At 43.9% G+C, this 14,899-nt stretch carries 14 protein-coding genes; 6 read left to right on the top strand and 8 right to left on the bottom strand.

All coding sequences use genetic code 11. From position 1 onward, the window contains the following. Nucleotides 1-7 precede the first annotated feature (7 nt). A complete protein-coding gene (locus A6D97_RS04190; RefSeq protein WP_029235328.1) occupies nucleotides 8-787 on the top strand; it encodes a DUF2927 domain-containing protein in 780 nt (259 codons plus the stop codon). Nucleotides 788-885: 98 nt separating this feature from the next. Here the strand turns inward: A6D97_RS04190 and A6D97_RS04185 are convergent, their stop codons facing one another. Together A6D97_RS04185 and A6D97_RS04180 are read right to left on the bottom strand one after the other, a co-directional pair. Further along, entirely contained in the window at nucleotides 886-1,275 is a 390-nt protein-coding gene (locus A6D97_RS04185) for a DUF2750 domain-containing protein (protein WP_004734596.1), read from the bottom strand. Nucleotides 1,276-1,424: 149 nt separating this feature from the next. Continuing rightward, entirely contained in the window at nucleotides 1,425-2,330 is a 906-nt protein-coding gene (locus tag A6D97_RS04180; RefSeq protein ID WP_017065328.1) for a manganese-dependent inorganic pyrophosphatase, read from the bottom strand. Between the two features lie 201 nt (nucleotides 2,331-2,531). Between A6D97_RS04180 and A6D97_RS04175 the strand changes: the two genes are divergently transcribed. After that, nucleotides 2,532-3,746, top strand: coding sequence for a putative manganese transporter (locus A6D97_RS04175; protein ID WP_065583875.1), 1,215 nt, complete (start codon nucleotides 2,532-2,534; stop codon nucleotides 3,744-3,746). Between the two features lie 294 nt (nucleotides 3,747-4,040). Here A6D97_RS04175 and torA read toward each other — a convergent pair whose 3' ends face one another. From torA to torE, 3 genes are read right to left on the bottom strand one after another with little or no spacing between them, the layout of a single operon-like run. After that, a complete protein-coding gene (gene torA, locus A6D97_RS04170; RefSeq protein ID WP_017067667.1) occupies nucleotides 4,041-6,503 on the bottom strand; it encodes a trimethylamine-N-oxide reductase TorA in 2,463 nt (820 codons plus the stop codon). A gap of 24 nt (nucleotides 6,504-6,527) precedes the next feature. Continuing rightward, nucleotides 6,528-7,709, bottom strand: coding sequence for a pentaheme c-type cytochrome TorC (gene torC / locus A6D97_RS04165; protein WP_017060299.1), 1,182 nt, complete (start codon nucleotides 7,707-7,709; stop codon nucleotides 6,528-6,530). 51 nt (nucleotides 7,710-7,760) lie between these two features. After that, on the bottom strand, nucleotides 7,761-7,943 hold the full coding sequence (gene torE, locus A6D97_RS04160) for a trimethylamine N-oxide reductase system protein TorE (RefSeq protein WP_017060298.1): 183 nt from the start codon (nucleotides 7,941-7,943) through the stop codon (nucleotides 7,761-7,763). A 438-nt stretch (nucleotides 7,944-8,381) separates the two neighbouring features. On the opposite strand from torE, the gene A6D97_RS04155 reads away from it, so the two are divergent. Next, complete coding sequence (locus A6D97_RS04155) at nucleotides 8,382-9,176, top strand: ABC transporter permease (protein WP_065583874.1); 795 nt, start codon at nucleotides 8,382-8,384, stop codon at nucleotides 9,174-9,176. 354 nt (nucleotides 9,177-9,530) lie between these two features. Here A6D97_RS04155 and focA read toward each other — a convergent pair whose 3' ends face one another. Beyond that, nucleotides 9,531-10,373 carry a formate transporter FocA gene (focA, locus tag A6D97_RS04150; RefSeq protein ID WP_065583873.1) on the bottom strand — a complete coding sequence of 281 codons (843 nt, stop codon included), beginning with the start codon at nucleotides 10,371-10,373 and terminating at the stop codon, nucleotides 9,531-9,533. Nucleotides 10,374-10,735: 362 nt separating this feature from the next. Continuing rightward, entirely contained in the window at nucleotides 10,736-12,043 is a 1,308-nt protein-coding gene (locus A6D97_RS04145) for an ATPase (protein WP_065583872.1), read from the bottom strand. A gap of 257 nt (nucleotides 12,044-12,300) precedes the next feature. On the opposite strand from A6D97_RS04145, the gene A6D97_RS04140 reads away from it, so the two are divergent. From A6D97_RS04140 to A6D97_RS04130, 3 genes are all read left to right on the top strand, one after another. Continuing rightward, a complete protein-coding gene (locus A6D97_RS04140) occupies nucleotides 12,301-12,531 on the top strand; it encodes a TIGR02647 family protein (RefSeq protein ID WP_017060280.1) in 231 nt (76 codons plus the stop codon). A gap of 114 nt (nucleotides 12,532-12,645) precedes the next feature. Beyond that, nucleotides 12,646-13,500: an NAD(P)H-binding protein gene (locus tag A6D97_RS04135; protein ID WP_017060279.1), complete on the top strand. Its 855-nt coding sequence runs from the start codon at nucleotides 12,646-12,648 to the stop codon at nucleotides 13,498-13,500. Beyond that, the gene (locus A6D97_RS04130; protein ID WP_032545711.1) at nucleotides 13,493-14,158 is read left to right on the top strand and encodes a YdcF family protein; all 666 of its coding nucleotides are present in this window, start codon (nucleotides 13,493-13,495) and stop codon (nucleotides 14,156-14,158) included. Before A6D97_RS04135 ends, A6D97_RS04130 begins: the two co-directional genes overlap by 8 nt. A gap of 149 nt (nucleotides 14,159-14,307) precedes the next feature. Here A6D97_RS04130 and A6D97_RS04125 read toward each other — a convergent pair whose 3' ends face one another. Continuing rightward, nucleotides 14,308-14,886, bottom strand: a complete 579-nt coding sequence (locus A6D97_RS04125) for a thymidine kinase (RefSeq protein WP_065583871.1) — start codon at nucleotides 14,884-14,886, stop codon at nucleotides 14,308-14,310. Nucleotides 14,887-14,899 lie beyond the last annotated feature (13 nt).

Below are 14,899 nucleotides of genomic sequence, written 5' to 3'. Positions count from 1 at the left end.
GAAAAGTATGTATCGAACAGCTTCAATGCTTCCCCTCTTGTTGGTGCTGTTGTCCTTTAACGCGACAAGCACACCGCTCACATGGCTAGATAGAAGCTTCGTCGAAACTGCCTTTTATAACGTCGCGCTTCAACACGAATACTCCCAAGGCAACAAACCGCTCGCCAAGTGGAAACAACCGATCAAGATTTGGATCGATCATCGAGTGGGCGATGAGGAACTGCATCAAGAGATCACAGAGCTTCATATCAAACACTTATCTGAAGTCACCCAACATCCAATAACAATCGTCAGTAAAGAGTCCGAAGCGAACGTTAAATGGATATACACAAGGCAGAGCCAGTGGGTATCTGAGGCGAAATCGGTGCTCAAGCTCAAATCAACTCAACATTTAAATAGCGCCATCTGCACGGCGGGCTATAGAACCAATTCTAAAGGCGAGATTGTATACGCTGGGATTGTAATCCCGGTTGATCAGGCAAGATCGCGAGGTAAGCTGGTCGCCTGTATCGTGGAAGAGATCACACAAGTTCTAGGCCTGCCGAATGATTCAGATAAAGCCTACCCTTCTATTTTCAACGACCACACGCCTGAAGACTTATTATCGCCGTTAGACGTAGTGCTACTGCAATTGCTGTATGAACCAGAATTGAAAGCTGGAATGACAAAATCTGAAGTAAAACCTATCGTTCGAAAGATACTCAAGAGATACAGCAAAACAGGTGTGCTTCAGCAAGCTTCTAAAGCCGCACAGCAAGCGCCTTTGTATCAGTTGATTGGGTATTGACGAATATACGTTGGAAGTAACTTAGATGGGATAATTGAATGATAGCGCTGCCTAAGAAAGGCAACGCTGACTTACGATGTTACTGTATTACGAAAGAACTAGCGCTTAGCTGCCTGCTTTTTCAATTCGAAGTCGAACTCATCCGGGAACAGGATAACGCCTTCTTCTTGCTCGTTCGGGAATACTACAACAGCAAGTTCGTCGTCTTCTAGACCATTCGTCCAGCGACTGTGCCATTTGTTCAACGAAATAGACTCAGCTTTACACTCAGACCAATCACCCGTTGCCCATGATTCTGCGAACTCTTGGTTTGGCCATACTGGAACACAATCTTCATCTTCTGTGTTCAGCATTACACAACCGTGTTCATCGGTTAAGATCCATACTTCACGGTTTGCTACGATTTCTTTCACACAGTATTTCAGGCGTTGCTCGCCCGTATACTTGTTGATTTCAGCGATTTTTTTATCGTCTAGCTGTGTAGTCATCTTAATTTCCTACTTTAGTCAGTAACTTTGCTCTTAAAGCTATTTTATGCCGAGTGTTGTTAACTTCAAACATTATCGATGAAGAAGAAAGTCTACTTCAAAGAAAAACGCCTGCTAAATAAGCAGGCGTTTAATATTAAGCGACTTGATTAAACAAGCTCACCTTGTAGCCAAGGCCAGCCTTGCTTCTTACGGCTTAGTGTATTTTCCATCATTAATACGCCGCCTTTCTCGTGCTTAACCAATTTCTCAGCCCACTCACCTTTGTATAGAAGACGAGTTTGAGCAGTAGTGATATCTGTTAGCATTACCGCAGCGAACGCTAGACCGTCTTTCTCACAACGCTCTTCAAGATCAGCTTCTAGCGCTTCGATCATGCCGTCTACTTGCTCAAGAGTCGCAAGTTCAACTTGACCAACAACAACATCACGACCGTTGAATGGGTAGCCTTTAAGGTCTTTTTCTACTAGCTGTGCAGCAGATAGGCCTTCGATGTTTGTTTTTGCGATTAGAAGCGCTTTGATGAATGCATCAACGTCAGTTACGCCAGCAATTTCAGCAAGCTCAGCAACCGCGTCTTTGTCTTTTTGAGTACATGTTGGAGAAGCGAAACCAACTGTGTCTGAAAGAATTGCAGACATCATTAGTTTAGCGATTTGTTGAGAGATTGCGTGACCTTCAATCTTGAACATGTTGAAAAGTACAGTGTTTGTACAACCAACAGGCCAGATCCAAGCTTCCATTGGGTTTACTGTCATCACGTCGCCTAGACGGTGGTGATCAACAATACCTACGATCTCTGCATCAGCAACATCATCTGGTGCTTGTGCTAGATCTGAGTAGTCTACTAGCCAGATTTTCTCACCAGCAACAGAAGTACGAAGCTCTGGCTTTTCAGCACCAGCGACTTCTAGAATGTGTTGAGTTTCGCGGTTGATCTCGCCTTGGCGAATTGGTGTCGCTTCCTCGCCACGAGCCTTAAGAAGCTCTGTTGCAACTAACGCACTACAAATACTGTCACTATCAGGGTTTTTGTGACCAACAACTAAAATCATGTTTCTTCCTATTACACTAACAATTATGACTCTACCTTTAGAGCCTCTCTTTATTAGCCATACTTTACCTCATTTTTTCAGGTTGGTCATGTTTCGTAGGTTTAGCCAATGGTAACAATAGATAAAAAACCAGCAAATGCAATTGATAATTATTATCATTCGTATATATTTATCTTAAGCCACTAATTTTGAGTAACACCTATGGATCGACTAATCTCTTTTTTGCCAAGCAGTAGCGCTGCGAAAACAACTCAGTTTTCACTGTCATTTAAGCGCCTGCTTTTACCTATCTCACTTGCAGCTTTAGTTATGGCGCCTGCCACGCGAGAATTGACGGTCACTACCTTGTCAGACGCGTTTTGGGCAGTGTCTTGTTATGTTGCTTTAACCTTGGCTATTTACCACTGGTTAAGTCTGTACATAAACAAAGATAACGTCTTCAATAAGCTCGTCCATCAATCTCGTTCAAACCAAGTGGTATTCGCGGCTCTCATGGGCGCGTTGCCCGGCTGTGGCGGTGCGATAGTGGTAACCACACAATTTATCTCGGGAAAACTCGGATTTGGTGCGGTAGTTGCGGTGCTCGTCTCAACCATGGGTGACGCGGCGTTCCTGCTCATAGCGAGCGAGCCTAAGACAGGTTTAGCCATGATGGCGATGGGCGTGATCGTGGGTACTGCGTCAGGCCGAATCATTAACTTGTTTCACGCAGACGACTTCTTACGCCCAAAAAAAGCAGAGAAAAATGAAGTGGTGAGCAGCTGTGCTTCTCAATCTCAAGACAAAGAATCGGTCTCTAAAAAAGCGATAAACCTGCAAGGTTACCTGTGGTCTGTACTGATTATTCCGGGTGCTGCCGTTGCCCTACTTGGCTCTTTTCAAGTCGATGTGAACAAGCTGCTCGCTTTGCCTGAAATGTCGATGGAATGGGCGGGGACAGTTTTGCTGATCAGCTCGATGTTTCTGTGGGGGCTAACCCGTGAAATTGAGGATTACAAATCAGCCGTGAGTGAGGACGAAAAGTGTATAGGCTCTCACCCATTGCAAAAGACCGCTCAAGATACAAACTTTGTCACCGCTTGGGTGGTGGTTGCCTTTCTTTTCTTTGAATTTGGCTCTGTGATAGCAAATGTTGATTTTGCGACGCTATTCTCAAGCTGGGGCATCATGCTCCCCCTGGCTGGCGTGTTGATGGGTTTGCTACCGGGCTGTGGACCGCAATTATTGGTCACTAGCTTATACCTTTCAGGCGCCCTGCCACTTTCGGCTCAGGTAGGTAACGCAATTTCAAATGATGGTGACGCGCTATTCCCTGCGATTGCGATGGCTCCCAAAGCGGCACTGGTCGCGACCTTATACTCTAGTGTGCCCGCACTAATCTGTGCTTATAGCTACTGGTTTATATTTGAGATCTAACTTGAGTAGAGTTAACTCCATAGGCTTCTGTAAGGTCGGTACTTTGTATCGGCCTTTTTGTTTCCGCCTGCTTAAGTCTTTCCACAGGTTCTTTTTACATTCCCTTCCTGCTTCACTGCTTCTACCACCTCTCTCAAACAGCGCGTTACAGCCTGTCTCAAAAACGCCCTCTATTAGCCCTGTATAATGCTTATTTAGAAACACCAACACTGATATCAAAAATACAAAAAGCCCCTGTAAGAGTGCTTACAGGGGCTTTAATTCAAGCTTTAATCTTGGTTCTTAAGACAAGACTTAAGAAACTTCGATTGGACCACCGAATGAAGTTACTGGAGGCAGTTTGCCTTGGAACTTCTCGAAATCAACCAAACATGTGTTTGCTGACGTTGCTTGAGCAAGTTCAGACGTACCGATATCTTGAGTCAGTGTGTTTGGATCGCCGTATGTATCTAGCGCGCCCACTTTCTCGTTGATCGGACCGTACCAAGCACCTTCTTCGATACGAACAACACCAGGAGCGTAGCTATCCATTAGAACAGCACCTGCTAGTAGTTGACCACGGTCGTTAAACACACGTACTACATCGCCATCTTTGATGCCTTTCTTCTTAGCATCTACTGGGTTGATGTAGATTGGCTCACGGCCTTGTACCGCGTAAGTCGCACGCCACTCTTCAGATTCACACATCTGAGAGTGAAGACGCTTGTCTGGGTGACAAGATTGTAGCCAGTACGGGTGCTTGTCAGAGCCTGGACCACCGTGTGAACGTTCAGATTTCTCGAACCACATTGGGTGTTCTTGACAGTGCTCGTAACCCATGTTGCCAACAGTACGGCTTGTGATTTCGATGAAACCAGAAGGCGTGCCTAGTGCGTTGATCTCTGGATCTTCACGGAATGAAGCGTGACGAGTCCATGGCTTACCTTTGCCGAAGTCTAGGAAACCTTTCTCCCAGAACTCAGCAAACTCAGGCATTTCGAAGCTACCTTCGTTTGATGCGCGACATTCGTCGTACAGAGATTTAACCCACTGCATTTCGTCCATACCACGCGTGTAATCGTCGTAACGACCCCAACGCTTAGTTAGGCTAGACATGATCTCGAAGTCAGTCTTAGACTGGAACAGAGGATCCACTAGCTTGTGCATTGCGATCAAACCACGGCCAGAGTACGCGCCGTAACCATCGATATCGTTACGTTCCCACTGAGTACAAGCTGGAAGAACAATATCAGAGTGACGACAAGTTGCAGTCCAAGCGAAATCAACAGCCACTACAGTTTGTAGGCTCTTGAATGCTTTACGCATCTTGTTGCGATCTTGGTGGTGGTGCCACGGGTTGTTACCACTGAATACCATCATCTTGATGTCAGGCAGTGTCACTGTTGCGCCGTTTGCTTTGATCTTCTTACCTGGCTCTAACAGGCTATCTACCCAACGAGCAACAGGGATTACGCGGCTGTAACCGTTGTAATCAGTGTTAGTGTGCTTAGGCGATTGACCTTTGTCGATGTTCAGCGGGAATGAACCCGGAGCAGCGAAGCCAGTTGAAGATACACCGATACCAGAGTAGTGGTGACCGTAAGAGATACCACCGCCCGGAAGACCAATTTGGCCAACCATTGCTGCGATAACTGCACACATCCAGTAAGGCTGTTCACCGTGCTCTTGACGTTGGATACTCCAACCAACAAGAATCTGTGTACGACCGTTAACCAGCATCTTAGCGAAGTCACGAATAGAGTCCGCGCTTGCGCCACAGATAGCAGAAGCCCATTCTGGCGTCTTCTCAACTCTGTCTTTCGTTTCACCTTGAACGTACTTGATGAAATCTTCAAAACCTAGACAGTAAGTTTCGATGAACTTCTTGTCGTATAGGCCTTCGTTGTAAAGAACGTGAGCAACACCAAGCATGAACGCCACATCAGTTTGTGGGTTGATGTACATTTGCTCGTTTTCTAGGTAACGACCTGTTTTGTTTTTAACAGGGTCAACAGAAACAACGTTGATCTCTTTCTTAGCAACTTTTTCTTTCAGCTGTTCTAGGTATGCGAACGACTCGTGAGTCTCACATGTCCAACCTACTTGAAGGTTTTTAACTGGATCGTTACCCCAAAGAACAATGTTGTCACTGTTTTCTAGGATAAGTTCCCAAGATGTACCTTGTGCGTAAACTTCAGTAGAACCTAGCACGTAAGGCATGATCGTTTGACCAGCACCTGTTGAGTAGTCACCGATTTTCTTCACAGAGTAACCGTGAAGTGCCATTGCACGTTGCATGTGGTTAGTACAGCTATGGAACTGACCTGTTTGCCTCCAACCAGTTTGACCTGTGTGAAGCGCCCATGGACCGTAATCTTTCTGTACGCGCTCTAGCTCGCGGTAAACAAGGTCTAGTGCCTCATCCCAAGTCACACGAATAAAGCGGTTGTTACCACGCGTGTCTGCGCTGTACTTATGCTTCTTCAACCAATCTAGGCGAACCATTGGGTAACGCACACGTGATGGGCTGTAGATAATACCTTTAATACCTTTCAACATCTCAGTTGGGTGTTGATCGATTTCTAGAGGTTTAATTTCTTGTACTTTACCCGCATAAACACGAGCTCGGAATGCACCCCAGTGAGAACCAGAGACTTTCCACGCACCGTCTGTTTCTGCTGCAGACGCTGATGCCGACGCCAATAAGCTTGGACCGATAACCGATGCCGCACTTGTAGTAGCGACACCTTTCAGAAAACTTCTTCTTGTAATTGCCATTGTGTTACTCCAATTGACGTCTTATTAGTGATGGCCTTCAGAAAAATCTGATGAGTGCTTCTGTAGATACTTAAGAACCAGTGCTTCTGTATCTGTATCGAAGTTAACGAATGCAATCATACCATCTAGCATGCCTACCCAACCGTTAGCGCTGAAGTGAGCTTCATCTGGCTGTGAGTGACACGTTGAACAGTTAGATTGGTACGCTTGACCCGCTGCGTTCCAGATTGGATCGAAGTTATCAACCATAGACTCTTTCTTCATCCAAAGTGCTAGGTTAACTTCTTCCCATGGAAGGCCAGTAAGCTCATCTTCTTTCTTCTCACCAACAGTGATAACGTCACTTTGAGATACTTCTTTCGTCAAGATTGCAGTTGAGATGTTCATACCGAAGTCTTCTTGGATTACACGTCCGAAGCCTTTCGCTTTACGCCAACCGTCGATTTGAATCTTGATCATGTCGCCTTTTTCGTCGATAACCGCAACTTTACTTGCAGGGCTTAATAGACCCGCTTCAACTTCAGCTGTTTCATCTGTGTACATTGGTAGGTGACGAATAGAGATCACGTCTGAACCATTTGCGTAAGATGTGCTGCTTGCTACGTTTTCTAGCTCGCCAACAATACCGCTCGCTGATGCCATATCTAATGGAAGGTTGTGAGCAATACCTTTGTGACAGTCAACACAGCTTTGATCACGCTCTGCCGCGTTCTTCATCTGGATACGCGCTGTTGGGCGCATGTTTTCGAAATCCATTGAATCGTAGTTGTGGCAGTTTTTACACTCTAGAGATTTGTTCGAAGAGAAGCGATCCCATTCGTGTTTAGCCAGTTCGATACGACGAGCTTCGAATTTCTCAGGCGTATCTAGGTCACCAAATACTTGAGCGAATACTTCTTTAGAAGCTTGCATCTTACGAGCGATTTTTGCTGTCCATTCATGTGGAACGTGACAGTCAGGACAAGTAGCACGTACACCAGAAGTGTTTTTCCAGTGAACCGTTTCTTGTAGTTCTACGTATACGTTGTCACGCATGGTGTGACAGCTTACACAGAATTCTTCTGTATTTGTGTGCTCTAGAGCTGTGTTAAAACCGCCCCAGAAAATAACACCGGCGATAAAGCCACCCATAGTTAGTACACCAAGACTGATGTGTACTGCTGGGCGAGTCATTGTGCGCCATAATTTAACTAAAAATGATTTCATGTTTAGCTCTCTTAAATATTGATTTTAAAAAATGTTGTTACTTAGAGGGCATTACATGCCGCCGTGAGCACCAGGAGGTCCGAATACAAACACTTGCAGTGCCCAAACTAGGAAGCCGTAACCGCCTACAAAAGCCACACTTAATATTGGGAAGAGAACCACCGCGATGAAGAGGAAAGACTTCCACTCCAGCGAATGTTTTTCGCTAGTTTCAATTTTATTAACATCACTCATACATTTTGCCTATTTTGTATTTAGTAATTTCGAGTAACCCATTCTATGGGGCTAAAGTTCTTAAGTATCTAACGACAAATTTTAGACCATACTCAAAGTAGGGTTCAATCAAATCTCCCGTTATAACCCTTGCTAATCAATACTTTTTTGAGCTCATCCAAAGTTGTTTTTAGTTAAACAAAGTTATTAAAAAGTATTAACAAATGTGAAGAATTAAGTATATTTCACAAATGTTAAATTCCAACATTTACGCAACCGTATTGTAACCAATTTTAACGTTTTACCTACTAAGTAGTAGCCAAAAAACCCTCAAATAACCATTATTTTGTACTTTGAATGTTAAATAATTGAGCCTTTTTTGAGTTCGACAGGTATGACTCTGAAATGCATCATTTGGCACTTTCAGATATGATAGAAGCCTTATTAAAAGGAAGCATTATGCAAGACGTTATTGATATATCTTGGTGGCAATTATTGTTTTTCAGTTCACTTCTCTTGCTACCAATTGTAATCAACCACAAGCTAAAACTTGGCCTTGGAAAAGAGGCTTCTATCAGCATCATTCGCATGACTGTTCAGCTATTTCTGGTTGGCCTCTACCTAGAATACCTGTTCACTTTGAATAGCTTGTGGGTCAATTTACTGTGGTTATTTACGATGATTATCGTTGGGGCAAGCTCGATTGTTGAAAAGTCCAAGTTACCCCGAAACCTCTTGTTAGTGCCTGTCGCTGTGAGCCTAGCGGTAACCTGTGTACCCATTGTCTTGTTCATCTGCTTATTTATCATTAAACCAACACCGGTTTTTAACGCTCAGTACCTTATCCCGATCGCAGGGATGTTATTGGGTAATAGCTTAAGCAGTAATATAGTGGCATTGCAGAACCTGTTTGGTGCTTTTGAAACACAGAAATCAGAATATGAAGCAGCAATCGCGTTAGGCGCGTCTCCTACTTATGCTGCAGCGCCTTTTGTGCGTAATGCTATACAGAAAGCGATGTCTCCTATTATGGCCTCAATGGCAACCACAGGCTTAGTAACGCTACCGGGGATGATGACAGGTCAAATTCTCGGGGGAGCTTCACCAATGATCGCAATTAAGTATCAACTGATGATCATGCTGGCGATTTTCGTGATGATGAGCTGCTCCTTAGCGCTTGCACTTCACCTATCGTTAAAGACTTCTCTGACCAAAGAAGGGCGAGTTCTCGCTCAAATACAGCCTTCAAAATAACCTCCCGACTCATCTTAGATCTGGTTACTCACTGAATTTGATACAGGTTATCCACAGAAATTGTGGATAACCAAATCAATATAGATCCTTTTTTGTCCATTTCGGCTCGCGCAAAGATCATTGCCATTGATCCTTGGGTTATTTCAAAGACATATACACACGTGCAGAACTGCGTTGTTAAGCGTTCAAATGATAATTTAAGAATTCAACGAGTAAGTTTTCCACAAATAAAAAACGGCCTGCAATGCAGGCCGTCTTGTAAATGTCATAAGTCAGTTCAATGTTTCCACTCTGAGCTTTAACTAATCTTGTCACTGAGCTAGTCACACAAGCTTTGTTGATCCGCCATCTTTATTAATCGCGTAAATAAATCAACCAATACCACATGCCAACAAAGATACCGCCGCCGATGATGTTACCGATAGTAACGGGCAGCAAGTTGTTCATCAGAAAGTCCATCATGTTTAGGTCAACATAGTCTGCTGGATTAGCCCCTGTCATTGTCCAGAATTCAGTTGGAGCAAATGTTTTGATACCGATAGCTAAAGGAACTTGGAACATATTCGCAATACAGTGCTCAAAGCCCGATGATACAAACATCGCGACAGGTAAAATCAGTACTGCAATTTTGTCAGTCAGTGTTCGTCCACTAAACGTCATCCATACCGCGATACAAACCAATACGTTACACATGATGCCAAGCGCGATAGCTTGGATAAAACCATGGTGCATTTTGTGCTGAGAGATGGCCATGGCATTCAAACCCACTTGCCCATGGTCGAACATGTACTGTTTAGTCAGAAGCATGCATGCCACTAGCAATAAAGCACCAATAAGGTTACCGATATAAACGGTCGCCCAGTTCTTTACTAGGGTTCCCCAGCTAATCTTGCCACTTGCACGAGCAACAAGAGTGAGCACCGAACTGGTAAATAGTTCACCGCCAGTAACAACAACGAGGATTAGGCCCAAGCTAAATGCAAGGCCACCTAGGACGCGAGTAATACCCCAAGGTAAATCACCAGCGCCAGTGGTTACAATTGTGTAGAACACAAACGCAATACCGATATGTATGCCAGCTGAAATCGCTAGGAGAAAAGATTTGGTTGGATCTTTGGTTGCTTTACCTACGCCAATATCTGCAGCGCGCTCAGCCATTTGTGGCGGTAATAATGAGTCAAATTGGTTTAGATTCATGATGATTTACATTTTGAAACATGTTGTCGGGAGCGCGATAATCCTCTCTTTCATTTCTGAATTCAAGAGCTATTTGGGACTCAAAATACCTCCCACAACCTTGTGGAAAGGAAATAGCCCAAGTTATTCAAAATTCATACGACTTTAGTAGTAAAAAGAAAACTATGCTGAATGATTAGTTATCAGCATAGAAAATAACACATCTATAAATATCAACAAGTTACGTTAAAAATAAAAGAATAACGTACACTAAAATGGCTCACAGAGCGCTTTTATTTCTAGATTTTGACATAGATCAACAGAACGTAAAAAAGCGCCCTAAGGCGCTTTTAACTCAATCACAAATAAAGAAATTAGTGATGCTAAACCGAAGGTTCAATCACTTCTTCTGATGATTGTTCTAGGGTTGAATCCTCTAGAGTAGATTCAACAGCTGGGGACATCACATCAGAGTCACTTTCGTTGGCCACTTTGCCACCTAAGCTTTTCAAACTATCCACTAACTCTTCTAAGCTTTTAATGTGAGCATCACTCTTGGTAATCTGCTCACCGAGCAACTCACTGTGCTTGGTCGCTTCAACCAATTTCTGTGTTTGTTTCTGATTCTCACTTTCTAACTTAGCGAGTCGTTCAGTCAAAGTTTTAATCTCTGACTTTAATGACGCCGTCATGTCTGAGCCTTTCAGCGCTTTAACACTCGCTACAATTTTTTGAGACTGAAGGCGCAATACAACATCACGGTGATCTTCATCATTAACCACTTGTGAAATGCTCAGCAACTGATTCTCTGCATTCAAAACCGATTGTTCGAACTTGTCGCCTTTTACACTCGCGAGCACTTTTACCTCATGAGCGACACTGCGCACGTGGTTCAACTCAAACTCCGCAGCGTGTACCGCATCTTCAATGATAGACTTTTCACGGGGACTGGCTTTGACTTGGCTTTCTGCCAAAGCAATTTGAGATGCTGCTTTAGCAAACGTCAGTGGAGCAACGTCATCGAAATCTTCATCTTCCAAGAACTCTAATTCGTTCTTCAAAGGTTCGATGTATTTCTTATGTGCCACTTTAACTTCTAGTAAGCGAGCATTGTTAAGAAATTCCACCTGCGCTTCTTGAGCGTCTTCAAGCTCATCGACCAGAACATACTCAAACAGCTCGCTGTATTCTGAATACAAGCGTTTGTAGCTCGAGGTAAACATGGTATCTGCGCCAAGGAACTTGAGGTAATCCATTTGCACAATCGAATCCGCTAGTACTCGGTCAGCCTTCTTCTTTAGCACTAATATCGAGTCATAATTTGATTTGATCAACGCAATTTTTTCATCAAAAGCTTCAGCGTAAGTCAGGCTAGAAAAAACTGAATAGCTCTTGGTGAGCCGAGTTTCGTCTTTAAGTAAGTCCGCATAAATGCTTTCAGCGTCATCCCATGCGTCTAATAGTTCATTGTAATTCTCTGGTGCATAGAGAGACAATTGGCCGTGGTCTGCGAGCTTAGCCTCCCATTCGGAGTAAACGCTTTGGACAGACTGAAATGAACGGACCTCTATTGTCGATTCATTATTGTTGTTTGTGGTTTGGTTCGCGTCTGTCTGCTCTGAGGGTGTACTTTGACAACCTGAGATAGCAAATAGCATACTGATCGTTAATGCTACTTTGTTCGCTCTCACTTATGCATATCCTTTTTATACAATATTCGCTCAATGCAAATTATTTCTAGTCACAATATATTACAACCACTTAGCAATAAACATCACTGATGATTTAAGTGGGTGCAAATCACCCAATATAACCAAAATAAACTCATCACTCGATGATTAATCAATCAATTTGGTATCACTTATCAATTCTCTTTATTTGCTATTGCCTGAGCCGAGAATGCGCACTAAGGTGAAGGTAGAGAACGTTATGAATATATAGGTCAATTATGAAGTACAACGCTGAACATATTGCTGATTTAAACCTCCTTCTTCAATTTGATGTAAGTAGTGCAGCTACTGGAATTAAAGTCCATCAAGAGGCTGCTCAAGAAACTCAAGACGCTGTTAAGCGCCTATTCGAAAAAAACCTTTGTACTCAGCCAGACGGCGGTTACCTAACAGATGAAGGTATCGAGATGGCAGAGCGCGCAGACAAGCTTCTTCGCGTACTAAACTAAAGCTCCATTGTTCTAGTAAAAACTCCACTTGCTTCGGCCGTGGAGTTTTTTCATTTTTGGGCAAAGCTTTGTTAGGCTTATTGTAAATTCGTCATTTGCAGTTGTGAGGAACACATGGCTTCTATATTTATTGTCGGTGCAGGATGGGTAGGTGCACCTTTATCTGAACATTTAGAAAAACATGGTAACCGAGTAGTGGTCACGAAAACGACCCAAGCGGGAGCAGATGCCATTGGTAGCGAACAAATTCCATGTGAAGTGTTTAGCTTTGATTCATCCGATCCACAACAGACTATCGGGCGACTCTATTCATTGTTACTCGAAAACAACACTGAAATTGTGATTGGCAGCTTCCCTCCTGGCTTTAGAAAAGGAGCAGGACAAGAGTATGCCGACTACTGGCAGCAACTCACCAATGCATGCCAAAAGGCCAACATTAAAAAGCTCATTATGGTTAGTTCAACTACGGTATACCCAACTAAGCCGGGTGTGCTGAACGAGCTGGATGCATCACTCCCCCTTTCGACCTCAGATAACGAGCACGCGTCTTTATTTTCCGATAACGCACGAATCATGCTGCAAGCTGAACAGTCAGTGATTGATTCCGGTATCGACTACACCATTCTTCGCTTTAGTGGCTTAATCGGCCCAAGCCGTCACCCATCACGCTTCGCAAGCAAGTTAAAACAAGTCAGCACTCAAGCTCCAGCCAACATGCTGCACCTTGATGATGCAATTGGTGCTGTCGATTTCGCTATCAGTCAACTGCACAATGAAATAGTTAACGTGACCACACCAAATACAGTCAGTAAGGCGGAGTTTTATGCCGCGGCACTGAAAAGCGCCAACAGCAGTGAGCCTCTGCCCGCTGTTGTTGATACCCCAGACAAGTTAATCTCTTCGAAGAAGATTCTCGACTTAGGTTATTCATTTAAATTCGAATCCACACTGGACGCACTTCATGACTGAACAATCTATTGCTAACAAAAATCCCAACATAAAACTGCATCGCTCAGTCGACACCCTTTGGAACTTTATGTCGATGGGTCACAAGGTTACGCCTTCCGACTGTATCTTTGTGTTGTGTAGCAACGATACTCGCGTAGCTGAATATGCAGCCGAGCTTTATCACCAACAGATCGCGCCTTACATCGTTTTTTCTGGCGGTGTGGGGCGCTTTACCGAAAGAAGCTTTGAACGCTCAGAAGCAGAAACATTCGCTTCTATCGCACGAGATTGTGGCGTGCCTGACTCTGACATTATCATAGAGAAACACGCAACAAATACTGGGGAAAATGTACGATTCACTCATGAGTTGCTGACAGAAAAAGGGTTATCGCCGAAGAGGCTAACCTTAGTTCAGAAGCCCTTCATGGAGAAACGTACCTACGCAACCTTCAGTAAACAATGGCCTGACGAAACTTCCGAGATTACCGTGACGTCGCGATGGCAAACTTGGGATGATTACTTTAACGAAGAGTTGCCGTTAGATATGGTGTTAGGCGCATTAATTGCTGATTACGAGCGAATCAAATCCTACCCAGAGAAAGGCTTTCAGATTGAGATGCCGATCCCCGACGACGTTGACCACGCCTATCAAGCATTGAAGAAGCTCGGTTTCGAATAAGCAAAAGTTAGACTTTGAACAAAGTAAAAGCTCGGCAGGAAATAAAACAAAAGCTCGGCTTGGAAGAAAGCAAAACACAGGCCCAATAAACAAAAACGGTGACACTTGGTCACCGTTTTTCGTTCTTTCGCGTTAGCAAATAGATCGGCTTATTTACCCAACGCTTCTTTGTAGTGCAGACGGCAAACAGAAACGTATTTGTCGTTACCGCCAATAGCCACTTGGTCGCCCTCAGCAATCGCCACACCGTGCTCGTCGGTACGAATTACCATGTTCGCTTTACGGCCACAGTGACAAATTGTTTTAAGCTCAACAAGTTTATCTGCCCAAGACAGTAAGTAACGGCTACCTTCAAACAGTTCACCCAGGAAATCGGTACGTAGGCCGTAACAAAGTACAGGGATGTGCAGCTTATCAACCACTTCTGTTAATTGGTACACCTGCTCCTTCGATAAAAATTGGCACTCATCGATCAATACACAATGACGCTTTTCTTCTTCGTTAAGTTTTTGAATTGCCTCAAACATATTGGTGTCGTTTTTAAACAATTGAGCTTCAGATTGAAGACCAATTCGTGAACTCACTTTACCGATACCATAGCGATCATCTAATGCAGCCGTAAAGATCACTGGTGTCATACCACGTTCTTGGTAGTTGAATGAAGATTGAAGAAGCGTTGTTGATTTACCCGCGTTCATTGCCGAGTAATAAAAATACATCTGAGCCACAGAAATATTCCTG

The sequence above is a fragment of the Vibrio sp. ZF57 genome (genome assembly GCF_001691235.1).
In the GTDB taxonomy this organism is placed as follows: domain Bacteria; phylum Pseudomonadota; class Gammaproteobacteria; order Enterobacterales; family Vibrionaceae; genus Vibrio; species Vibrio crassostreae_C.
Note: the sequence above shows the minus strand (reverse complement) of the source record. Positions and strands in the feature narration are given on the sequence as shown.